A 22676-nucleotide genomic window follows, 5' to 3' on the forward strand; every position below is an offset into this window, starting at 1 on the left:
GTCAGAACTCGGCCGATCGGTCGTTCCCCTTGAGGGCCGGCCAGTCGCTGAAGGCCAGAAACAGCAGCAGCGCCAGGTTCACGACCGGCAGCAGGAATCCCAGTGCAAGCCAGGGCGAATAGCCGGCTTTTTCAAAGATCTTCCAGAAGCAGACCATCGGGATGATCAGAATCCCGCCGAACATCCCGAACAGAATCAGCAGTTCGAACACTCCGACACCGGAATTCATTGTGCGTCCCTCCGTCCCGACACCAACCGGTCAGCTACTGAAGCTGGATAACGGCCTGGAGCCATTCCTGGATCACTTCAGATTGTAAACCAGCAGTCGATCCATGTCGCGCAGGTAGAGTTTGCCGTGACTGACGACGGGATGCGACCAGCTTGCCTTCTCGCTGCGGTCGGGCTGGTCGAAACGCCCGAGCTCGACGTACGCCTTCGGACTGGCTTCGACGAGGGCGACGGGGCCGGCCTCGCTGCGCAGAATCAGCTTGCCGTCGGCGCAGGTCAGCGCGCCCTTTCCGACGGAGCGATTCTGCCAGATCACGTTGCCGGTCTTGAGATCCAGGCACTTCAGGACGCCGGGGTCGTCCGAGCCGTAGAGGTGGTTCTTGATCAGGATCATTCCGCCGTGGTGGTTCTTCATCTCCTTGGAGGGATAGGCCAGTTTCGAGTTCACGCTGCCGTTCTGCGACGGGATGAGCTGAATCAGCGCCCCTCCCTGACCGTATCCGGACGAGGCGAAGATGAAGTTGTCGCTCGCGACGGGCGACGAGCAGTTGGCGGTGCCGTTGGCGGCGGTCGTGTCTCCCCACAACGGGCGGCCGTCCGCCGCGCGAACACCGATCACTCCCGTGTGCGTGAAGTTGACGTACTGACGGATTCCGCCGACGTCGACCGGGATGATCGACGAATAGGAGGCCTGCGGATTTCCGGGGACCACTGCCGACCAGACCGGTTTCCCGGTCAGTTTGTTGAGCGCCGCCATCGTGGCGGACTTGCCTCCCGGCGTGCAGATCAGATTGTCGCCGTCGATCAGAACCGACTCACTGATTCCCCAGGTGATATTGCCGGCGCCGAATTCCTTGAGGATATTGAGCTGCCAGACGACATCGCCGTCGGCGGTCTTCAGGCAGGACAGGTCGCCGTTGGCCCCCAGGGCATACAGGAGATCGCCATCGACGGTCGGCGTGCCGCGCGGTCCGTTCCCCTGACCTTCCCGGTAGGCGTCCCCGTTGCGCGCGGACCAGATCGGCTTGCCATCGGCGGCGTCGAGACAGTGGACCATCTCGTCGTCGCCGCGATTGCCCATCGTATAGATCCGGCCGCCGACAATCGCGACGCTGGAGTAGCCTTCTCCCAACCGGTCGGACTTCCAGGCGAGAGGGGGACCGCCGGCGGGCCAGCGATCGAGCAGGTCGGTCTCGGCCGAAATGTTGTCGCGGTTCGGGCCGTGGTACTGCGGCCAGTCGCCGGCTTCCACTTTCGCCAGTCCCGTCTTCAGGGGACTGCGGGCTGCCTTTCCGCGGGGAGCGGGAGCGTTGCGGGCGGCGACTTTCAGGACGACGTTGTCGCGGTCGGTCGTCAGCGTCACGGCCTGCCCGGGCTGGAGATCGGCCAGCATCGACTTCTTGCCGCTGATCGTGATCGACGCGCCGGCCTTGAGGGTCAGCGTCTGGGGTTCGTCTTTCCTGGGGACGGAGAGGGTGATCGTGCCGGCGTCGGCATCGACGGATTCGATCGTCCCGGTCACCGTCGCCGCGTGGGTCGCCGTCAAGCCGCTCGCGAACAACGCCGCCAGAATGGCGCCGAAGGCCAGCCGGCGCGCAACGGTTGTGATCATGGAATCGAACTCCGTGAGACGGGATGGAAAGACGCGCGAGGAGCACATCCCGACTATGACGGATCGGGCCGAGGCGGGAAAGGGGGAATGTCTCCGACGATCAGGCGGTCGCGACGGGGGCGACGTCGGCGCTGGCGGCCTCGACGGCGAGCGAGCGGCTGTCCATCCCGACGTCGACCGAGAGGAGCCCCCATTCCGAATGGAACGGAATATGGATGGCTCGCATGACGTTTGGAAACTCGACGCGATGCGTGGGGGTTTTGAGCACCTGCGGCAGTCCCATCTGCAAGGGAAGGTGCTCCAGTTGCGCGCGTGCCTGTCCGGCGATAATGTTGACGAGCTCGCCGACGGTATCGACGACGTCTGCGTTGATGGCCGAGACCGATTCTCCGGTCCACTGGGACGTGGCGGACAGGGCGACCGGGCGACAGAGATTGAGGGCGACGCGGCAATTGCAGTCGCCGGTCAGATCGATGATCGCTGTGACTCCGTGGTAGTGCTGCACGGCGGGAATCAGGGCCAGGTCGCCGCGGGTCAGGCGGCATTGCAGCATTTTGTCGAAGAGTGCGACGGTGGCGATCACGAACGGATTGATGATTTCGACGTTCATCATTGGCCCAAACGAGGACAATTCCTCAAAGGTAGCTAGCATATTTCGGGGCGTGCGACCGAGACTCTGATCGGAGACGCACCGGGGAAACACGCCGCCGATCGGTGTATGGTGCTGCTGGCGCGGGTTGTGCATACGATACGGCCAGACATTTTGTCCACGTGAGCAGATTGAACTCTGTCGACCGTTTGCCCGACAGGCAATCCCGACGGAGAATGGTGCTGAGGCGAAACCGATCTTGCTGGAGCGGTGCAGATGCGTGCGGAACTGATCCCGGTCGCCGGCGGCAAGCCGATTGCAATTGTCCGGGATGTGACGGTCGTCGGGCGTCAGCCCGAAACCTGCGACGTGGTCCTGGATAAAAACAGCATTTCCAAGATGCATTGCATCGTGGTCCGCACCGACGGGCTGCTGTTCATCCGCGACCTCGGCAGCACGAACGGCACCAAGGTCAACGGTCAGCGGGTGGTTCGCGGAGCCCTCCTGCCGGGAGACGAACTTTCGTTTGCCAGCGAGAAGTTCCGGATCGAGATGGGTCCCGATGCGCCGGAGGCCGATGCAGAACCGGACGATCGGGCCGTTACCGAAGAAATCGTCTTGCCGCAGGCCGAAATCGTCGAGTACTTCGGCTTTGTCGAGCCCGAAAGCGACCGGTCCGACAGCGACGTCCGCATGCTCGGGGAGGACGATTGACTTCGCCCGGCCCTCGCGCCTATGAAGCGATTCGCAGCGATACTTCGTCCGCGTTGATGGCCACGACGGCAATCCCGAGCTTGTCCGCCAGTCGGACGACTTCCGGCTCATCGAGCAGAATCGTCATTCCCGATTCAACCGCCAGCACCCGCGCCCCCGACTCCGCCATCGTGTGAATGGTCTGCACTCCGATCGTCGGCACGTCGAACCGCAGGTCCTGCTGGGGTTTCGCGACCTTCACGACGGTAAACCCGCCCCGGCGGCAGAGTTCCCCCGCGCGTCGGATGCAGCGGTCGGTCCCTTCGATGGCCTCCACCGCAATCGCGGCGCAGTCGTTGATGCAGACCGACTGGCCGATATCCAGCCGCCCCATCTCTTTGGCCAGTTCCCAGCCGAACCGGATGTCGCGCCATTGGGCGTCGGTCGGATGACGTCGCGTCAGAAATCCGTGTTTCACGAGCAGCTCCGGACAGTAATCGAGGGCCGACTGGAACCAGATCTGATCCTGTTCGAATTCGCGAATCACCGCCAGCAGCAGCGTGTCGTCTTTGCGGTCGTTGATCGCGTAGCGAAACCACATATGCAGCGTGCGCAGGTCCGGCAGCAGACGCAGAATCCGCCACGGCTGAAACAGGACGGTCTTCTCGATCTTCCCCGCCATCACGACGTGATCGATCTGGAATTTCTTGAACAGCCGGATCGCTTTGCCGATGCGCGCCAGGGGGATGGGAGAATAGCGATGCGAGAGCTGCGTCAGTTCTTCCTCGTCCGCCATCCCCTGCACGCCGAGCGTATAGACCCGGTGCCCCTGACGACGGGCCGCTTCGGCAAAGACGATCGGAAACCGCCCCGCGCCGGCCAGCAAGCCGACCCGGCGGCCCGCGTCTGCGGACGGAGTCTCCGCGAGCTGAAGGATCGTCGGGGAAGAAACAGCCATCGTGGTCTCCCTGCCACTGGACGAAATCGAGGCCGACTTCGTCGCTCAGGCTCCGCCTGAGCCGATTCGAACTTATGCAAACATCTGGACTAACCCGCGGCCCGCAACGGGGGCAGGTCCGGCGCCGCCTGCAGTGCTTCCAGACGGGCCTGAAGTTCCTGGACTTGCTTCTGCAGCGCCTTGAAGTCAGTCCGCATGTCGGGGACGCGTTTCAGAGAAAACAGCAGCCGCTTCTGCTCCGCCTCGGGGGTTGCAGGATAACCGACCCACGTTTCCCCGGCGGGAATGCTCTTATGAATGCCGCTTTTGGCGCCGATCGCGCAGCCCGTTCCGATGTGAACGTGGTCGCACACGCCGACCTGTCCGCCCAGCCGGACGTAGTCGCCGGTGCTGCAGGAACCCGCCAGCCCGACCTGCGAGGCAATCACGTTGTGTTTGCCGACCCGGCAGTTGTGCCCGACCATGACCATATTATCGAGCTTGGTCCCCGCACCGATCACGGTCGCTCCGATCGCGCCGCGATCGACCATCGCCCCGGCGCCGATCTCGACGTCCTCTTCGATCACGACGTGTCCGAGCTGCGGAATCTTCTGGAAGGCTCCTTCCGCAAACCGGTAGCCGAAGCCGTCGGCCCCGATCACGGCTCCGGCATGAATGATGGTTCGCGCGCCGACCTGCACGTCGTGATACAGCACGACGTGCGGATGGAGCGTGACGCTCTCCGCGACGCGGCAGCCGCGACCGATCACCGCGCCGGGATAAATGTCACAATCCGGTCCGACCACGGCCTCATCGTCGATCACCGCTCCGGGTCCGACGTAGCAGTCGGGCCCCACGGTCGCCGTCGGGCTGATAAAAGCGTGCGGCGAAACGCCCCGCGCCGGCCGCGGGCGGACGTTGCGAAAGCGGGGCAGCAGTTCCTGAAATATCCGTTGCGGTTCGGCCACTCCGAGCATCGTGACGGCGGGAGCCGCAGCCGCCAGGGCCGCAGCATGCGAAGCTGGCACCAGCAGAGTTCCTGCGCGGCAGTTTCCCATCCGACTCAATTGCCGCGCATCGGCGACGAACGACAGATCCTCCGGTCCGGCTTCTTCCAGAGCCGCGGCGCCGGTGATCGACCGGTCGGCAGGACCGAACAGTTCCGCTGAAACCAGGCGTGCAAGGTCGGCCGCGGTGAGCGACATCCCGGAGTCCTTTCCGTGGGGCTGGGCAGGCTGCAGTCGGCATACGCAACCGGGACTCCGCCCGGCCATAACTTCGCATTGAATGCCAAGTTGTAGACGAGAACGTCGTCGCGACGCAAGGGGGGAATCCCGACGCGAACCGCGTCGCTTCCCAGTATTTCCCCGCCCCTCGGCACAAGAACTGCGAAACATGGACTGACCGCGTGGGATATTCCAAGCTTCGCCGGTCAATCCGGCGAGCCTGCTGCAAGACGACGACCGGCGACGAATCGCGGGCAGGCGTCGTCCCAACCTTGCCAGGCCGCCGCGCAGCGCCGAAGATGCCTCGGCAGTTCAGCCGGCCGGAGCCCCAACAGGAGTTGTCGAGATGCAGGCCCGCATTCGCCTGGGAAGTTTGATCGCGGCGCTTCTCTGCACGCCCCTGTCACTCCCCGCCGCCCCCAAACCCAATGTCATCCTGATCATGACCGACGATCAGGGCTACGGCGATTTGAGCTGCCACGGCAACGACGAACTGGCGACGCCGCATCTCGATGCGCTCCAGAAGGACAGCGTCCGGCTGACGAATTACCACGTCGATCCGACCTGTTCCCCCACGCGGGCCGCGCTGATGACGGGGCGTTACTCCAGCCGAACCGGCGTCTGGCATACGATCCTCGGCCGGTCGCTGATGCGGGCCGACGAAACCACGGTCGCCGACGTCTTCAAGCACAACGGCTACCGGACCGGCATCTTCGGTAAGTGGCACCTGGGGGATGCCGCCCCGCTCCGGCCGCAGGATCGGGGGTTCGACGAATGCCTCGTCCACGGCGGCGGCGGAGTCGGGCAGACGCCTGACTTCTGGGGCAACGACTATTTCGATGATACGTACTGGCACAACGGCCAGCCCGAACCGCAGCAGGGATATTGCACGGACGTGTTCTTCGCCGCCGCGACGAAGTTCCTCGAACAGCCGGGCGAGGAACCGTTCTTTCTCTATCTGCCAACCAACGCGCCGCACGGTCCGTACCTGGTCGATCCAAAGTCCAGCGAGCCCTTCAAGCGGGCGGGCATTGCGTCGCCCCGGGCCGAGTTCTACGGCATGCTGGTCAACATCGACGAGAACGTCGGCCGCCTGCGGGCACGGCTGCAGGAGCTCGGCCTCGCGGAGAACACGATTTTCCTCTTCACCACCGACAATGGCACCGCTGCCGGTCCCAACGGCGGCCTGCGCGGCAAGAAAGGTTCGCAGTACGAAGGAGGCCACCGGGTCCCCTGTTTCTGGCACTGGCCGGCGGGAGGTCTGCGCGGCGGACGCGACGTGACGCCGCTGACCGCACACATCGACTTGCTCCCAACGCTGGTCGAGCTGTGCGGCTTGACCTGCCCGCCGACCAAACCGCTCGACGGTCGCAGTCTGGCCCCGTTGCTGCGCGGCGTCGAGAAACGGGAGTGGCCGGCCCGGACGCTGTTTGTTCATTCGCAACGGATTCCGTTCCCGCAGAAGTGGAAGACGAGCGCGGTGCTGACCGATCGCTGGCGACTCGTCGACGGCAAGGAGCTGTATGACCTCTCCGCCGATCCCGAACAGAAACGCGACGTCGCCAGCAATCACCCCGATCTGGTCGCGCAACTGCGGGGCGACTATGAGCGCTGGTGGGAGAGTCTGAGCAAGGACTTCGAACCGGCCGTGCCGATTGAACTGGGGCGTCCGGGCAGCCCGGTCGTAGCACTCAACTGCCACGACTGGCACACGGAGGAGAAGCAATGCCCCTGGAATCAGACGCTGATTCAGCGCGACCCGGCGGCGAACGGTCGCTGGTGGATCGAGGTCAAGACGCCGGGGACGTATGAGTTCACGCTGCGCTCGCGTCCGGCGGGTTTTGAAGAAGTCCTGCAAGCAACGAGGGTGCGAGTGGAAGTGGGGAAAGCAATGGGCTCCGTCGATGTCGAGCTGTCCGCGAAGTCGGCGATGGTATCGCTGGAGCTTGCGGTCGGCGCGATGTGGCTGCAGACGTGGCTGGAGGGGGGAGCGCTGGAGCGCGGGGCGTATTTTGTGACGGCGCGGAAGGTGGAGTAGTTTTGCTCTCTTCTCACACCGAAGCGGTATCTGGTCAGAGAGACGATGACTCCGGGCGCTGACGCTTCCGGCTCGCACTGGAGTTCAGGCCACGTCCTTTGCGGACTCAGAGCGTTCCCCCGCCCCAATCGCTCAACCTGACATTCATTGCGCGCCGTTCGATATCCAGACCATGACATCGTCGACCGTCGGTTTCCGAACAAGTCCCCCATCTTCTCAGCGAAGCCCGCCTCTTCCGAGAACTCGCATGTCGCGTTTCGTCAACGTCGAAATGCTGCGGAAAACCGCTTTCGCAGAATGTGCCTTTCTTGCGTGCTGCTGCTCTTGGCAACATCGACTGCGCGGCGCACAATCTCCCCTCATCGCAATCGCTGCTCCGCGAGCGCGATGACCGGCAACGACCTCGTTGGGGTCTCAGCCAATCCCTCCCCCTCAGGGATGCCAATCAGTGACCGACACTTCCGATTCCTCCGAATCGCTGCGAACCGACTCGCTCAATCCGGACCGTCTGATGAATGGCAGAGCCCATGCGGAACCGATCCCGCGCTTCGCTCTGCATCAGATGACGACCTATCGCTGGGACCTCCCCCGCGAGCTTCGCGAGATCCGCTCCGCCGGCTATCACGCCATCAGCCTCTGGCGCAACAAGCTCGACGATGAGTTCCTCACCGCTTGCGACCTGGACGACGCGCAGGTTCCGGTCGCCTCCCTGTCGTGGGCCGGCTTCTTCACCGGTTCGCATGGCATGACGTTTGAGGAAGCCGTCGCCGACGGACGCGACGCTATCCGGCAGGCGCGTGACCTTAACGCCGAGACCCTGGTGATCTACAGCGGCGCCCGCGCCGGTCATACCGTCCGCCATGCCCGTCGGCTTGTCGCCTGGGGGCTCCGGGCGCTGGCCGACTTTGCCGCCGACCGTGGCGTCCAGCTCGCCCTCTGCCCGCTCTCCCCGCTCGGGCGGCGCTGGTCGTTTCTCGACGGCCTCGACCCTGCCCTTGAAGTCCTCGACGCCGTCCGGCATCCGTCCGTTGGACTGGCCTGCGACATGTATCACCTGTGGCTCTCGGAGCCGCGGTTCGAGTCGCGAATCGCAGAGATCGCTCCGCGGACCAGTCTGGTCCACGTCAGCGACGGACCGGCCAGCCCCGTCCACGAGTACGATCAGGCGCTCCCCGGCAAGGGGCGCGTCCCGGTCAACGACTGGATTGGTCGGTTCGCGGCGGCAGGCTATGCCGGCTACTTCGACGTTCAGTGCTGGTCGGAGTCGGTCTGGCGTTCGGCCAGCAGCGCCCAGCTTGCCTGGTTGCTGCACGATCTGCAGTCGGCTGCACCGGCCTCGGCCGGGCGACCGGCGCGACAGGCCGCTCGCTAGCCGTTGATCCGGCGGCCGCGTCATTCGACGTGGTGGACGGATGACAGAGGCCGCTGGGACTTTTTGGAGGGGACACAGGCCGGCAGGAGCGTTACACTGCATTTGGTTTTGTTGACTTTCCTGCCAGGTTTTCGGGCTGCACGATGCGTGCGGTTCCAGGCTGCGGCAGGGTGCTGCTACGCGTTGAATTGACTTCTGCGACGCCCGTCGCGAAGTTCCTGCCGAGAACCTGGCCGGAAACAGCGTCCGCCACGACAGACTTTGCCGTGCGTGGATCGCCGTGACGGTCGACTGCTGGTGCCCCTGCCTGCCTCACTCAACCCACGGCGTTGCTCAATGTCCCACGATTGGTACAGCCTCGACGAACTGGCTCAGCAGCTCGGACGCGATCGTCGCGAGATTGAGAAACTCGTCCAGCGCGGACGAATTCCGGGGCGCAAGATCGGTGGGGAGTGGCAGTTCCATCCGACCGAAGTGACGCACTGGCTCGAACAGGAAATGCGCGAGTACACCGACAGGGAACTCGTGGTCGTCGAGCAGACCCACCGCTCCCACGAGGTCCGCGAAAGCGAGCCCGTCGCCAGCCTGCTGCGACTTGAGGCCGTCCAGGTCCCGCTGGAAGCGCGCACGAAGCGGTCGGTCCTGGAAGGTCTCGTCGAAGCGGCCGGTCGAACCTGGCAAATCTGGCAGCCCGCCGTCCTGCTCAATGCCGTTCAGGAACGCGAGGCGGTCATGTCGACTGCGTTCGAAAATGGGGTCGCCATTCCCCACCCCCGCAACCCGCTTCCCGAAGCGCTCGGCGAATCGATTATTGCGTTCGGACGGACGTTGTCCGGCATTCCGTTCGGCGGCCCCAATCGCGGCCTGACCGACCTGTTCTTTCTGGTCCTGTGTCGCGACAGCCGGACCCATCTGCAGGTTCTTGCGCGACTGGGCCGGATGATTCAGCAGCCGCAGTTCCTCGACGATCTGCGGGCCGCCGAGGATAGTCAAGCCGCCTACCAGATCATTTGCGATGCCGATCGCAGCCTGCCCCGGTAGCTGGCGCCAGCGCCGCGGCCGGGGGGGACCTGAGGCCTCGCCGTCGGCAACAAATCCCGATCGACCATTGCGGAAGACTCGTATCGGGCAAGACTTACGCTTGACCACTGCCCGTCGTTCCGGCAAACTCCTGTCAGCAGCATCGAGACGTCCCGTCTCGCCTCCGAATTTCCTGAATTCTCATCGCGACGGATCGTTCCTTCATGTCGCTCGAACTTCCGGACGCTCTGGATGTGATCGCCGTCGGCGCTCATCCGGATGATGTCGAAATCGCCTGCGGAGGAACGCTCGCCCGGCTGGTTCAGCAGGGCTACCGCGTCGGAATCGTCGACCTCACCAATGGGGAACCGACGCCCGGCAGCCCCGGCCCCGATTCGCGCCTCGCCGAAGCCCGCGAGGCGGCCCGGATCCTGGGAGTCCAGGTCCGCGAGACGCTCCCTCTCCCGAACCGCGTCCTGTTCGATTCGATCTCCGCCCGCATTGCCCTGGCCCGTGTCTTTCGGCGCTATCGCCCGCAAATGGTCCTCGGCATCGCCGGCAAGACCCCGATGGCCTCGCCCGATCACTGGCAGGCGATGCAGATTACCGATGCGGCGGTGTTCTACTCGCGGCTCTCCAAATGGGACGACGAGTTCGGCGGCCTGCCGGTGCATACGGTGCGAAAGCAGCTCTGGTATCCGCTGGGATTCGCCTCTCCCGATCTCCCCGAAGGGGGCGGACGGGTGGTTGTGGATATTTCCTCGACGCTGGAGCTAAAATTCCAGGCGATCCGGGCTTATCAGTCGCAGTTCCCCGCGGGGAAGGAGCGTGTTTTCCGCATGGTGGAGGGACTGGCCCGAACCTGGGGCGCCGGAGCGGGGTTTGAAGCGGGAGAGGTGCTGATCACCGCCGGCATGCTGGGGGTGAGCGATCTGATGCAGGTGGTGTGTCCGTAAGACGTCAGCGGACAGGTGCGATATCAGCCGGTCGGGATTGTGCAACGTGATCGCCAGTTTGTTCTCGACCTTCCGGCGCTGGTTTTCCTCGGGACAGCAAAGTTGCGTTATGCAGATCCGTGCCGGCTCCAAAACGATCACGGGCAAACGCTCGAACAACGAGGACAATCTGCACGCGGACCCCGATCAGCGCTACTTCCTCGTCGCCGACGGCATGGGGGGACAGTCGGCGGGGGAGAAAGCCAGCGCGCTGGCCATGGAAATCATCCCGCAGCAGCTTGCCAAGCTCGACTGGAACAACGCCAGCAGCGATCAGGCCGTCCGGGCGATCGATACCGCCATCGCCGCCGCGAATTCTGAGATTCTCGCCCTCGGCGAGCTCGATCCCCGCTTTCACAACATGGGGACGACGGTGACCTTCCTGGTCCGGGCGGGCGACGGAATTCTGGTCGGCGGCGTCGGCGACAGCCGGACGTATCTCCTCCGCAACGGCAAGCTGGAGCTGCTCACGACCGATCATTCTCTGGTTCAAGCCCTGCTCGATGCCGGGACCATCACCCCCGACGAGGCCCTGACGCATCGGTACAAGAACGTCCTGTACCGCTATCTCGGCGAAAAAACCGGCGGCAATCCGACCTCGCCCCGACATATCGAGATCCGTCCGGGCGACCGCTACGTCCTTTGCACGGATGGCGTGACCGGTTCCCTGAATGAGCTCCACCTCGCGCAGATACTCGGCTCCGGAAACGACCCGAACCAGATCGCCGAGCAGATCGTCCAGGCCGCTTACGACATGGGTTCGCAGGACAACATCACCTGCATCGTCGTGCTGGTCGACGGAGCCTGACTGGTCGGATCTCCGGACGACGGCCGACCGCGTCGGCCGAATTCCGTGGCGTTGAGGTTCTGGTAAAAAGGCCGACGGACGAGGATGTCCGTCGTACTTCCGAGGCATAGGACGGCGGGCGCCGGCAATCGTCTCCGGTCCGCTCTTCCCGGGGGGGGCCGGTGAGGCCAGCCGAAGATCTGCGTCCTGTTTTTGATGGAACAATTGTTCGCATCGTCCCGCCTTTGCCGTACCGCCCCGGCGGGAACAGCGGGCACAGTCGGCAGATGTTCCCCATTTTCCGCCAATTCGACGCGTGATTTTCCGCCGCGTGCTGTGGCATACTATAAAAATTGGGTGTTGTGCGCAGCTTCTGAGGCCGGCGCAACCCGCAGATCCGGAATCACCGCAACCTGAGGAACGAGATATGTCCCGAGTCTTTTCGCGGCAGGCGCTGGTCGCCTGCCTGTTGGCCTTCGTCCTCGGCCCGGCCCGGGGTCAGGATGCGACCGCAAAGCCGGCGGCTCCCACAGCGCCTTCCAAGTTTGAAGCGGCGATCAAGGACGCCAAAAAGGTCGAAGGGCTCTGGACCGTTTACTACAAAGACCAGCAGATCCTCGTCGACCTCAAGAACTCGCAGCTCAACCAGGACTATATCGTCCTCTCGTCAATCGCCCGCGGCGTGAGCGTCATGCCCGTGTATGGCGGCATGACCTGGGGCGACGACGTTCTCTGGTCTTTCCGCAAAGTCGGCGACAAGATGCACGTGCTCCGCAAGAACGTGCGGTTCAAGGCCAAGCCCGGCAGCCCCGAAGCCTCCGCCGTCAAGATGGCTTACAGCGACAGCGTGCTTTATGCGCTCCCCGTCATCACCGATACCAGCGGCGGTTCGCTGGTCGACATGACTCGCGTGTTCCTCAGTGACGACGAGAAGATCGGCCAGCAGCTCCGCGCCGCGTTCGCCATGGACCGTTCGACCGTCTCGCGCGTCAAAGCGTTCGAGAAGAACGTCGAGATCGACATCGTCGCCATCTATTCCGGCAACTCCGAGTTTGACACGATCGCCGATTCCCGCGGCATGCAGGTCGGGGTCCACTACAGCATCAGCCAGCTCCCCAGCACGGGCTACAAGCCCCGCAAGGCGGACGACCGCGTCGGCTACTTCCTCACCGTCGCCAAGGACTTCACCGACAACAGCGACGACGAGCACTTCGTCCGGTATATCAACCGCTGGGACCTGCAGAAGACCGACGGGGCCGCCCGTCTCATGCCGCCGAAGAAGCCGATCACGTTCTACCTCGAAAAGACGGTGCCGTTCAATCTCCGACCGATCGTCCGGGAGGGGATCGAAGAATGGAACAAGGCCTACGAAACTCTCGGTTTCGCCAACGCCATTGAGGTGCTGCAGCAGCGCGACGAAGACACCTGGGATCCGGAAGACGTCCACTACAACACGTTCCGCTGGATCACCGCCGAAGCCGGCTTCGCGATGGGCCCCTCCCGCGTCAACCCGCTGACAGGCCAGATCCTCGACGCCGATATCATCTTCGACGCCAGCTTCCTCCGTTCGTGGCGGCACGAGTACGAGAACTTCACCCCGTCGACGGTCGCGATGATGTTCGGCGACGATGAGGCCTTCGCCGCCGCCGGGTCCGGTCCGCGCGGCCATCACGCCTGCCGGCTCGCGACGGGCATGCAGCAGCAGATGGGCTTCGCCGCCGCCGCGCTCCTCACGCGCGGCCTCGTCGAGAAACGGGGCGAGCTCCCGGAGGAGTTCCTCCAGCAGGCGCTCAAAGAAGTCGTCATGCACGAAGTCGGCCACACCCTCGGACTGCGCCATAACTTCAAGGCCAGCTCCTGGAAGAGCCTCGCCGAGATCGAAGACGCCAACAAGGCCGGCGAGGCCATCGTCGCCAGCGTGATGGATTACTCCCCCGTCAACGTGAACCCGCCCGGCTCGAAGCAGAGCGCCTATTACACCAAAACCATCGGCCCCTACGACCACTGGGCCATCGAGTACGGCTACAAGGTGATCAGCGGCGACGAAAACGCCGAACTCGCCAAGATCGCCTCGCGCAGCGGCGAACCCGGCCTCGATTACGCCACCGACGAAGACACCCGCGGTTCGATGGACCCGGACCCGATGTCGAACCGCTTCGACCTTGGCAAGGATCCGGTCGCCTACGCGCAGCGGCAGATCACCGTCACCCGCGAGCTCCTCCCCAAGATTCTGGAACGCTCGCTGCAGGAGGGGGACGGCTACCAGCGCGCCCGCCAGGCCTTCATGATCGTCCTCGGCGAAGGCTGGCGCGCTTCGCAGTTCGCCGCCCGCATTCCCGGCGGCATCGAAGTCCGCCGCGACCACAAGGGAGACGCCAATAACCGGCTGCCGTTCCAGGTCATGACCGCCCAGCAGCAGCGGGCCGCGGTCAAACTGCTCCTGGAACAGCCCCTCAACGCCCCCACGTTCGACCCGCAGGTGCTGAATTCTCTGGCGTCAACGAGGTGGTACCACTGGGGAATTTCCCAGCCCTCCCGGATCGACTTCCCCGTTCACGACACCGTCGCCAAACTCTACAGCCGGATCACCGTTCCGCTGCTGAGTGCGACGACCATGCAGCGGCTGCTCGACGGCGAGCTGAAGGTCAAGGCCGATGAAGACGCCTACACGCTTGCGGAGCACCTGAAGACCCTCGTCGACGGCATCTTCAGCGAGTACGGCAGCCCGGCCGGCGGCGAGTACACCAACCGCAAGCCGTTCGTATCGACCTTCCGCCGTCCGCTGCAGCGGGGCGTGCTCGAGCAGTTCACCGACATGGTTTCCAAGGACTCCAGCCATCCGGAAGACGCCCGCGTCCTCGTCCGGATGTACCTCGGCGATCTGAAGGGGAAGATGGAAGCCGCCCTCGCCAAGGAGGACCTCAAGCTCGACGACTACTCCAAGGCCCACACGCAGGATTCGGTCGAACGGATCAAGCAGGTCCTGGAGGGCCGGGTGATCGTCAACTCCGGCTCCGGCGGCGGTCTGTTCATTCAGCTCCTCCGGGAGCCGGGCACGCCCGCCCCGGCGGAGTAATCCGACGGGTCGATGAACGCCGATTCTCAACGCCCCGGAGAAGCCATTCTCCGGGGCGTTTTTTGCGGCCGGATGGTCGCAACCCGCTGGTCTGCTCGGCCAGGAGCGCCCGTCCCTGCCACGTGAACCCGGAATCCCCTTTCCTCGCCCGATGAGTCCACGTAAGCTCAAGGGGTTGACGCTCGACTTCACCCGCAAATTCTTGCTCAACTCCGAAAAGTCCGATCATGGCCGCCTGCGCGAACGACCTCGACGAACCGATCGCCATTCCGGCGGGAATCCGGTCGCTCGACGACTTCCGGAAGTGGTCGACATCGGCAACGTTTCCCCAGTCCGGACGGATCGATTTTCTCGATCGGGAAGTGATGATCGACATGTCTCCGGAACAGTATTACGAGCACAGTGGCCCCAAGGTGGAGATCGGGCGGGTGCTGGCCAACCTGGCGCGGGCCGAGGATCTGGGCGACGTGCATCTCGATTCCACGCGAATCGTCAGCCCCGAAGCCCAGTTGTCGTGCGAGCCGGACGTCCTGTTTATCAGTTACGACAGTCTCGACGCCGGCCGCGTCCGACTGGTTCCCGGCCGACGTCGACAGGCGACGGGCGCGATCGAGATCGAAGGGGGTCCCGATCTGGTCGTCGAAGTTGTCAGTCCGTCGTCGATGTCGAAAGACCTGGAACGCCTGCCGACCGCCTACTATGCGGCGGGCGTCCGCGAATACTGGATCGTCGACGCGCGCAGCAAGCCGCTCGTCTTCGAGATTCTCACACGGGGAACCTCGGCCTTCGAGCACGTTCCGGCGGACGAGGCCGGGTTCTGCCCGTCGACCGTCTTCGGACGCAAGTTCCACCTGATCGAGCGGCAACACACGCGCGGTCACGTCGTGTTCGACCTGCTGACGCGGGGGGAGTGACTTCGGCAGAGCCCGGACTGTCGCTGCAACAAGGAGTCACACGACATGGCAGACTTTCTGGTTGGCCGGCTGAGATTAGATGACACTGGTCGCATTCGCGTGCGAACGATCAAGAAGGACGATCGTCACATCGATCGCTCTGCCATGCGCATGCATTGGAACCTCAAATCACGCGAGTTGTACACGCTGCCCGTTAAGGATTTCTCCCCACGGGAGGAACTTCGGCAGATTCTTGCGGCGGTCCAGCAGGAATATGGAGACGGCTTGCTGACAACGCGAGACACGATGTTTGTAGATATGCCCGACAAGTTGACTGCGGAAGTCATCCGCAATCCGCTCAATTGACGTCTGCAAATCCTCGCTCGCGATTCCAGTTTTCCCCGCCCTCACACCCGCCCGCCAACCCGGCGCCAGCGATCCGTCAGGATCAGGACTCCGCCGATCAGCAGCGCCAATGCGCCGGCCGCGGAGCCCGGATCAATCTCGGGGACGCCGGTGGTCTGGGCGGCCGCTCCGCTGCCTCCTCCACCACCGCCACCGCCTCCTCCACCACCGCCCCCGAAGGCGCCCGCTCCTCCGCCACCGCCACCGCCTCCGCCCCCACCACCGCCGGCCCCCTGAGTCCCGTCGTTGGTTCCGTCGCCGGGACCGGGCGGATTGCTCTCCGACACACTCTGGAGAGCGGCGTAGGCCAGCGGGATGTTTCCGCCGTCGATCAGCGTCCCGTCCATATTCAGCACGCCGCCCACCTGAAATGCCACCGGCACGATCAGTTCCGCCAGAGCCCCGGCCACTTTCTCGTCGGCCCCCACCACCTGCACGGAGAACGCGGCGAAGCCTTCCAGCCCCGCGGCGACGAACGAATACAGCCCCGGCTCGACGGTCCGGAAGCGAAATTCGCCAGTCTCGGTCACCGGCGCCTGGCCGACGATCTCATCGTTCTTCACCAGAAACACGTTCATCCGCCGCATCCGGGTCGGACGACCGGTCTCCGGATGAACGCGGCGCGTCCGTCCGGAGAGGCTGCCGTCCGCGGCGATTTTGACCGAGTGCCGCTGCAGAATCGTCGACGTCGGGGCGGCGTCCGTCGGTTCCACCTCGTTCTCCAGTTCCCGGTCGGGACTGGCGATCTCCGGCATCTCCGTCGGCTTTGCATTCAGGATCGCCGGCGGAATGTACATCTTTACGAGCTGCGTCACCGTCCGGAAATCGCGCGGCGGAACCGCCAGCGAATCGATCTGCAACCGATGTTCGACCTCCTGAAAGCGGGCCAGGCGAAACGGAGACTTGCCCCGCCCGTCGTCGCGCGGCGGCAGCCAGGCTCGTTTTTCTTCGCCGCTCGGTTCCAGTAACTGCACCGAGGTCGCGATATAGCCGCTGCGACACCAGCCCACGACGGCATAGATTCCCGGCTCCAGCCCCTCGACGAGAAACACGCCGTCCTTGTCCGGGCCGACTTTGGCCTTCTGTTCGCCGTTCTTCAGAAACGCCACCGTCATATCGGTCACGGGGGCGATGGCGCTCGTGTTGGGGTCGATCAGATTGACCATCCCCGACACTTTCCGGTCGTCGGACAGGCGGATGCGATAGTTCCGCAGACTCTTTTCGATCGCCTCGGCGTCCCCCCGCGCATCGCGATTGCGATCGGCCCCCGCCGCGGGACCTCTCCGGTTCCGGTCGTTCTGCTGAGCCAGACCGGGGCGCAATCCCCAAACGAGGCACGACATGACAAAGACGACAAGCGCGACGCGGCGCATAGCAACGGCCTTTTTTCACCCGTTTCGACGACTCTTTCCGTCGACCGGCGAATTCAGTCCCGAGGACTCAATACCAGACCGGACCACCCCCACGGTCAGCATGCGCCAGATCAATCTCTGGCGATTCCACAAACAGGGTACTCACGGGCGATAGGTTCGAGCAATCCGAAATCCGATTACGAAGCTCTTGTTGCCGGGAAGATCATAGTCCCGATCAGGCGTGCGGATCAGCTCGATCGACGAGTCGAACGCTCCGCCGCGGATTTCGCGATAGACGCCGTCCCGCGAAACAGCCCCGTCAATCGCCGGGGCTGTGGAAGACCCCTCGGGATATTCGTCAAAATACCAATCCTGGCACCATTCCAGCACGTTGCCATGCATATCAAACAGCCCCAGATCGTTGGGCATCAGTCGTCCCACAATCGATGTCCGATGGTTCGAATTCGGGTCGAACCAGGCATATTTCGCGGCGAACCGGGGCGATCCGCCGAACGGCCGCGACGTAGCCGCCCCGGCCCGGCAGGCGTATTCCCATTCCGCCGCGGTCGGCAGCCGATAGCCTGTCCGGTTCAAGATGTCGGAAGGAAGCTGCATCTCCGGTCCGATTTCTTCCACAGGGGGATAGCACATCTCGGCCTCCGGAATCCCCGCCTGTACGCTGAGCCATCGGCAATACTTCGCCGCATCAAACCAGCTCACCTCGTTCACCGGGCAATCCGGTTCGGGACTGATCTCCGTATTGACCTCGTGTTCCGACTGAAAACGCTGGAACTCCGCCACGGTGACTTCGTGGTCGGCGATGCCAAACACGCGTGGGATCACGCGGACGTGCTGCCGTTCGACCTCGGTCTGCGATTCGTCGTCCGGTTCCGCTCCCATCGAAAATGTCACCGGCCCCCGCACAACCGAAAACGTCTGACCCAAGGTATCGATGTGCCAGTCCCGGTCCGGAACCAGCGTGGGAGTCTTCAGCAACTGCTCGGCCGCGGCAATGGCCTCCCCATAGCCCCATTGCGCCAGCAGCCAGCGGCTCGCGCTATGGACTCCGGGATCGGGATCCGTTTCCAGCAGTTTCAGGAAGGTTCCGTGAATTCGCGCCCGATCTCCCGGCGGCAGCTCCGCCGGTGAATACCCTGCCAGCATCAGAACCTGGGCTGTGCGGACCACGGGCCGCGATTCCTCCGCAAGTCGGTCCAGCAGCACTCTCCAGGGGGTCCCCGAAACCGGCGCGGACTGAATAAGATCGGTCCGCAAGCGTGGATCATCCTGCCGGTCGAGCAGCTCCCACGGGGTTTCACCCGGCGCCAGATTCAGCGCCAGCAGAAATCGGTTCTCCACGGCCCGGATTTCTGCGTCCGTTTCGGGCTGCGAGGACTGCTCTTTGAGGTCGATCAGCAGCTTCGGCCGCACGACACCGGCCCGTTCGCGCAAGACCGACAGCAGCGGTTGCAAGGCATCTCCTTCCGCTTTCAACGCCGCGGCGTAGACCGTCAGGGGGGCGTCGGCGAACAACAGGGCCAATGCGCGCGCCGCCGCCAGTTGCACTGCGGGTTCGCCGGTTGCGAGCGGGGCTTCCAGCGCTCCCAGCAGCTTCGCCCGAACCGGTTCGGCGAGGTCGGTCCACGACCGCAGTTCGGTCGGATTGCATGCCAGCAGTCCCGCCGCCAGATCCGCGGCCCGTTCGTTCCAGATCGCATCCTCCGGCTTCAGCGTCGCCAGCGCCGCGAGACTGCGGAACCGCCGCTCCCGATCACCCGTCGCGTCGGCCGCCGTGGTCCGGAGCTGCGGTGCAATGTCGTCGGCATACGGCCGGAGGACCTGGACCGTCATCGCCAGTTCCGCGGGGGATGCTGTTAACAACCCTTCGGCCGCCTTTCGAACCTGTTCTTTGACGGCGGGATCGTCCGGAAACAGACTCGCCAGCGTCAGCTTCAACCGCTGCAGCTCTGCTGCAGGCAGGTCCTTCGAATCCAGTTCGCTCTGCAACTCAGCCGCAATGTCCTCCCGGACAGGACGCAGGCCGTCCAGCAGAACCGGCACCGAGCCCGGGACTGCCGTTCTCAGAGCCCTCAATTGCACCAGCGCCCGCTCCTGCTGCCCTTTGCGGACCAGGGCCGCCTGTCGGCTGGCCTGAATTCCGAAGTAGGTCGAAACGACAGTCCCCACCAGCAACGTCGCGCACACGGCGGCAATCAGCCCGGCCTCCGTCGGATGCCGCCGGCTCCAGCGCAACATGCGATCCCAGACGCTGATCCGCCGGGCCAGAATCGGCTCGCCCCGCAGCCAGCGGGCCAGTTCATCGGCCAGCTCGCCAGCCGACTGGTAACGCTGCGCGACGTCTTTCGTCAGGCACTTCTGGCAGATCGTCTCCAGATCCCGCGGCAAGTCGGCCAGCGTGGCCCGAATCGAAGGCGCTTCGGTCTTCTGGACCGCCACCAGGATCTGAGTCAGGTTCCCCTGGAACGGCAGCACTCCCGTCAGCATCTCCTGGAGCATCACCCCCAGCGCCCAGACGTCCGACCGGGCGTCGGCCGCATGCGACCGGCCGCTGGCCTGCTCCGGGCTCATGTAGAGTGGGGTCCCCATGAATGAGCCCTCGCGCGTTTCGCCCACCCGGCGATCATCCTGCCGCGCCAGGCCGAAGTCGGCGATGTGGGGCTGGCCCGCTTCGTCCAGCAGCACATTGTCCGGCTTCATGTCCCGGTGAATGATCTTCTCGGTATGGGCATAGTGCAGCGCGGCGGCGATCTTCTGCATCAGCTCCGCCGCTTCCGCAGGCGGCAGCCGCTTCCGCTCCTTCAAAAAATTCCCCAGCGTCCGCCCCTGGACGAATTCGTAAACGAGGTAGTTGTTCGCTCCCAGCGATCCCATCTCGTACAGCGGCACGATATTAGGATGCCGCAGATGCGCCGCGGCGCGTGCTTCCCGCAGAAACCGGTCAACATCCTTCCGCCCCGACAGCACCCCGGTTTTGGCCAGCTTGATCGCCACTTTGCGGTCGAGATGCGGATCGTAGGCCAGATAGACGGCTCCGAACGCCCCTTCGCCAAGCAGCTTTTCGACCTTGAACCGCCCGATCAGCGACCCGCTGACGCCCGCCGGCGCCGGATCGGTATCGCCGTCCCCGCTGACCAGCGTCCGATCGCTCGCCCCGTCCGGCCGCGGACCGCCATCGCTCGACCCGAAGATGATCGTTCCGTCGCCGCCGGCGCCGGTCTGTGATGGATCGAGGAACGTCGCGGAAACGTCGAGAATTTCCGTCTTCGAAGGATCGGACGGCCCCGCGCCCGTCATAATCAGCGTGCCGTCGGACGAGGCGGCCTCTTCCATCCGAACCGTCTGACCGGCATCCTCGACCGGCGACAGTACCGCGCCCGACAACACGAACGTCGCATCGGCCGACGGTTCACTGTCCACCAGTGTCCGATCGGCGCCGCCGTTCGTCGGACCGCTTTCCATCTGCAGAGTCTGGCCGCCACCCGGCGACGGCCCGGCTTCCTGGGCAACATCGATGAACGTCGCTCCAGCGACGAATTCACTCTCGACCACCGTCTGATCGCCACGACCTGTCGCGGAATCCCCCGGCGATTCCGGCAAGTTCGCCGTCTGCTCGACCGAGTCCGACGGCGTCTGCCAGGTCTGGTGGGAATTCAGCGACTCGCGTTCCGGACTCATGGTTTGCACTCAATGGAACTGGGCTCCGTTGCAGTCGGAGCGTTCGACATCACACTTACGTTAGCAGGCCGTGCCGTCCGGTCGCCACGGCCACGCCGGCAACCAGCGCATTCGCCACGCCGTGCGCGACCACGCCATCCAGGAGCCGTCCCCTGCGCTGGACGGCAGCCGCAAAGAGCAGTCCCGCAACGGTTCCAGCAACCCAGTGCCCCGGATGGAGCAGGCCGAACAGGACCGAGGAGCCGATCATCCCCTTCCACGAAACGACCTGCAGCGACACTCGCTCGAAATACAAGCTGTCCATCCGGCGCATCAGATACCCGCGAAACGCCAGCTCTTCGACCAGCGGCACCACCACGATCGTCCCGGCCAGTCGAAATCCCCACCAGGCATCGACGGCAATCGGCGACCAGGCCGACGGCAGGTCGATTCGCCCGGAACCGGTTTCTGCGGGCTCCAGCAGCAGCCACAGCCCCCCGACGATCAGTCCATACCCCACCGCTTCCCAGGACCACAACGTGCGCAGTTCGCCGTAGTGCTGCTGGAACAGCAACAGCGTCAGCGCCGCGGCGGAGATCCGCGCCGGATACCACAACGCCGGGTCGTTGCTGAATGCCGCCGTCCCGATTGCGCTGGCGACCAGCACCAGGAAAGGCGCGACATACCACACGGTGGCGTCGCGCCCGGGTTCGTTGACTGCCGCGCCCGGAACATTCCGGGACAGGAACGACGTCCGCTGCGTCAGCAGCACCAGTGCGATCCCCACCGCATCGAACGCCATCCATCCCGCCTGCGCATGAAACGCTTCCAGCGCCAATCCCGGCGAGACATAGGCCCCCAACAGCACGAGCGCTACGATTCGCACGACGTTCATCACATAGACCGCCAGCGTCCCCAGCGGAATCAGCAGCAGCGCCTGGGGAAACCGCAGCCCTTCGCGAAACACCCACAGATAGACCGCCAGAAACAGCCAGATCAGCCCGATCCCCTGATACCCCGAGCAGTCCTCCGACACCGTCACCGAAAACGTTTCCAGCCCGATGACGAGCTCGTTCGGGCGGCAGATCACCTCACCGCCCGTCAGCCGCAGGAGTGGCTCGGCGAACCGCAGCGTCGCGTCCGGCAGCGCCAGCCACAGCTCGCGCGCGGCCCGCCCGGCCCCCCAGGCCAGTACGCCAGCCGGCGCGGCCAGCAGGCCGGCGACCCCGATGCCGCGCCAGGCGTCGGGCATCCGTGCCGCCGGAATCATGGCCCGGAACCAGAGCCCGGCGGTGACCAGCGCCAGCACACCGGTCCCCGCCACCCAGCGTCCCGGGTCGGCGGCAGTCCGCAATTCGGCGCTCAGGACAAAGCGCAGCGCCAGCAGCAGCACGACGAAACTCGCCAGGTGCGCCGCCAGCCAGTTCCAGTTGGGGCGCGACCGTTCGCGAAACGACGGCCTTAGCGACCACCACAGCCCCGCGCACAGCAGCAGGCCGGCGCCGACGCCGATCTGCACCAGAACCGGCCCCTTCCGAACGACGATCGCCCACCATTCGCGACCGGTATTCATGTCGCCAGTGTCGAACAGCAGGCTCACCAGCAGCCATTCGCCCGCCAGCAGGGACACGCCGGCGATCAATCGCGCCAGCAACGTCGGTTCCGGCCCCCGCGACGGAAATGCCCGCCTGTGACGCCTCCGAGGACGCCGAGACTCTCTCGCCGACATTTCCCGCACACCCCGCAGATTCCGTCGCCGTTCCGCAAGCCCTCCTGGC

17 protein-coding genes are annotated in these 22676 nt (G+C 64.6%); 9 read left to right on the top strand and 8 right to left on the bottom strand.

The genetic code is table 11. The features are described from left to right. Position 1 precedes the first annotated feature (1 nt). From SH412_RS18195 to SH412_RS18205, 3 genes are all read right to left on the bottom strand, one after another. A complete protein-coding gene (locus SH412_RS18195) occupies positions 2-229 on the bottom strand; it encodes a hypothetical protein (RefSeq protein ID WP_336519431.1) in 228 nt (75 codons plus the stop codon). Between the two features lie 72 nt (positions 230-301). Beyond that, on the bottom strand, positions 302-1840 hold the full coding sequence (locus tag SH412_RS18200; RefSeq protein ID WP_336519432.1) for an outer membrane protein assembly factor BamB family protein: 1539 nt from the start codon (positions 1838-1840) through the stop codon (positions 302-304). A 100-nt stretch (positions 1841-1940) separates the two neighbouring features. After that, positions 1941-2453, bottom strand: coding sequence for a chemotaxis protein CheX (locus SH412_RS18205; protein WP_336519433.1), 513 nt, complete (start codon positions 2451-2453; stop codon positions 1941-1943). Between the two features lie 252 nt (positions 2454-2705). On the opposite strand from SH412_RS18205, the gene SH412_RS18210 reads away from it, so the two are divergent. Continuing rightward, positions 2706-3143, top strand: a complete 438-nt coding sequence (locus SH412_RS18210) for an FHA domain-containing protein (protein ID WP_336519434.1) — start codon at positions 2706-2708, stop codon at positions 3141-3143. A 19-nt stretch (positions 3144-3162) separates the two neighbouring features. Here SH412_RS18210 and SH412_RS18215 read toward each other — a convergent pair whose 3' ends face one another. Together SH412_RS18215 and lpxD are read right to left on the bottom strand one after the other, a co-directional pair. Further along, positions 3163-4080 carry an LpxI family protein gene (locus SH412_RS18215; protein WP_336519435.1) on the bottom strand — a complete coding sequence of 306 codons (918 nt, stop codon included), beginning with the start codon at positions 4078-4080 and terminating at the stop codon, positions 3163-3165. An 89-nt stretch (positions 4081-4169) separates the two neighbouring features. Beyond that, entirely contained in the window at positions 4170-5264 is a 1095-nt protein-coding gene (gene lpxD / locus SH412_RS18220; protein WP_336519436.1) for a UDP-3-O-(3-hydroxymyristoyl)glucosamine N-acyltransferase, read from the bottom strand. A gap of 367 nt (positions 5265-5631) precedes the next feature. On the opposite strand from lpxD, the gene SH412_RS18225 reads away from it, so the two are divergent. The 8 genes from SH412_RS18225 (at position 5632) to SH412_RS18260 (ending at position 15832) form a co-directional block, all read left to right on the top strand. Continuing rightward, positions 5632-7323: an arylsulfatase gene (locus SH412_RS18225; protein ID WP_336519437.1), complete on the top strand. Its 1692-nt coding sequence runs from the start codon at positions 5632-5634 to the stop codon at positions 7321-7323. Positions 7324-7771: 448 nt separating this feature from the next. Continuing rightward, a complete protein-coding gene (locus SH412_RS18230) occupies positions 7772-8695 on the top strand; it encodes a sugar phosphate isomerase/epimerase family protein (RefSeq protein WP_336519438.1) in 924 nt (307 codons plus the stop codon). A 336-nt stretch (positions 8696-9031) separates the two neighbouring features. After that, entirely contained in the window at positions 9032-9736 is a 705-nt protein-coding gene (locus tag SH412_RS18235; RefSeq protein WP_336519439.1) for a PTS sugar transporter subunit IIA, read from the top strand. Between the two features lie 203 nt (positions 9737-9939). Next, positions 9940-10671 carry a PIG-L family deacetylase gene (locus SH412_RS18240; protein WP_336519440.1) on the top strand — a complete coding sequence of 244 codons (732 nt, stop codon included), beginning with the start codon at positions 9940-9942 and terminating at the stop codon, positions 10669-10671. Positions 10672-10780: 109 nt separating this feature from the next. After that, the gene (locus SH412_RS18245) at positions 10781-11518 is read left to right on the top strand and encodes a PP2C family protein-serine/threonine phosphatase (RefSeq protein ID WP_336519441.1); all 738 of its coding nucleotides are present in this window, start codon (positions 10781-10783) and stop codon (positions 11516-11518) included. Between the two features lie 406 nt (positions 11519-11924). Then, positions 11925-14573, top strand: coding sequence for a zinc-dependent metalloprotease (locus SH412_RS18250; protein ID WP_336519442.1), 2649 nt, complete (start codon positions 11925-11927; stop codon positions 14571-14573). A 227-nt stretch (positions 14574-14800) separates the two neighbouring features. Beyond that, entirely contained in the window at positions 14801-15487 is a 687-nt protein-coding gene (locus tag SH412_RS18255; RefSeq protein WP_336519443.1) for a Uma2 family endonuclease, read from the top strand. A gap of 45 nt (positions 15488-15532) precedes the next feature. Next, complete coding sequence (locus SH412_RS18260) at positions 15533-15832, top strand: hypothetical protein (protein WP_336519444.1); 300 nt, start codon at positions 15533-15535, stop codon at positions 15830-15832. Positions 15833-15873: 41 nt separating this feature from the next. Here the strand turns inward: SH412_RS18260 and SH412_RS18265 are convergent, their stop codons facing one another. The 3 genes from SH412_RS18265 to xrtE all read right to left on the bottom strand — a co-directional run bounded on the left by SH412_RS18265 (position 15874) and on the right by xrtE (position 22552). Continuing rightward, complete coding sequence (locus SH412_RS18265) at positions 15874-17244, bottom strand: hypothetical protein (RefSeq protein ID WP_336519445.1); 1371 nt, start codon at positions 17242-17244, stop codon at positions 15874-15876. 141 nt (positions 17245-17385) lie between these two features. Then, positions 17386-20919 carry a bifunctional serine/threonine-protein kinase/formylglycine-generating enzyme family protein gene (locus SH412_RS18270; RefSeq protein WP_336519446.1) on the bottom strand — a complete coding sequence of 1178 codons (3534 nt, stop codon included), beginning with the start codon at positions 20917-20919 and terminating at the stop codon, positions 17386-17388. 55 nt (positions 20920-20974) lie between these two features. Continuing rightward, the gene (gene xrtE / locus SH412_RS18275) at positions 20975-22552 is read right to left on the bottom strand and encodes an exosortase E/protease, VPEID-CTERM system (protein ID WP_336519447.1); all 1578 of its coding nucleotides are present in this window, start codon (positions 22550-22552) and stop codon (positions 20975-20977) included. Between the last annotated feature and the right edge of the window lie 124 nt (positions 22553-22676).

Source organism: Planctellipticum variicoloris, assembly GCF_030622045.1.
GTDB lineage: Bacteria > Planctomycetota > Planctomycetia > Planctomycetales > Planctomycetaceae > Planctellipticum > Planctellipticum variicoloris.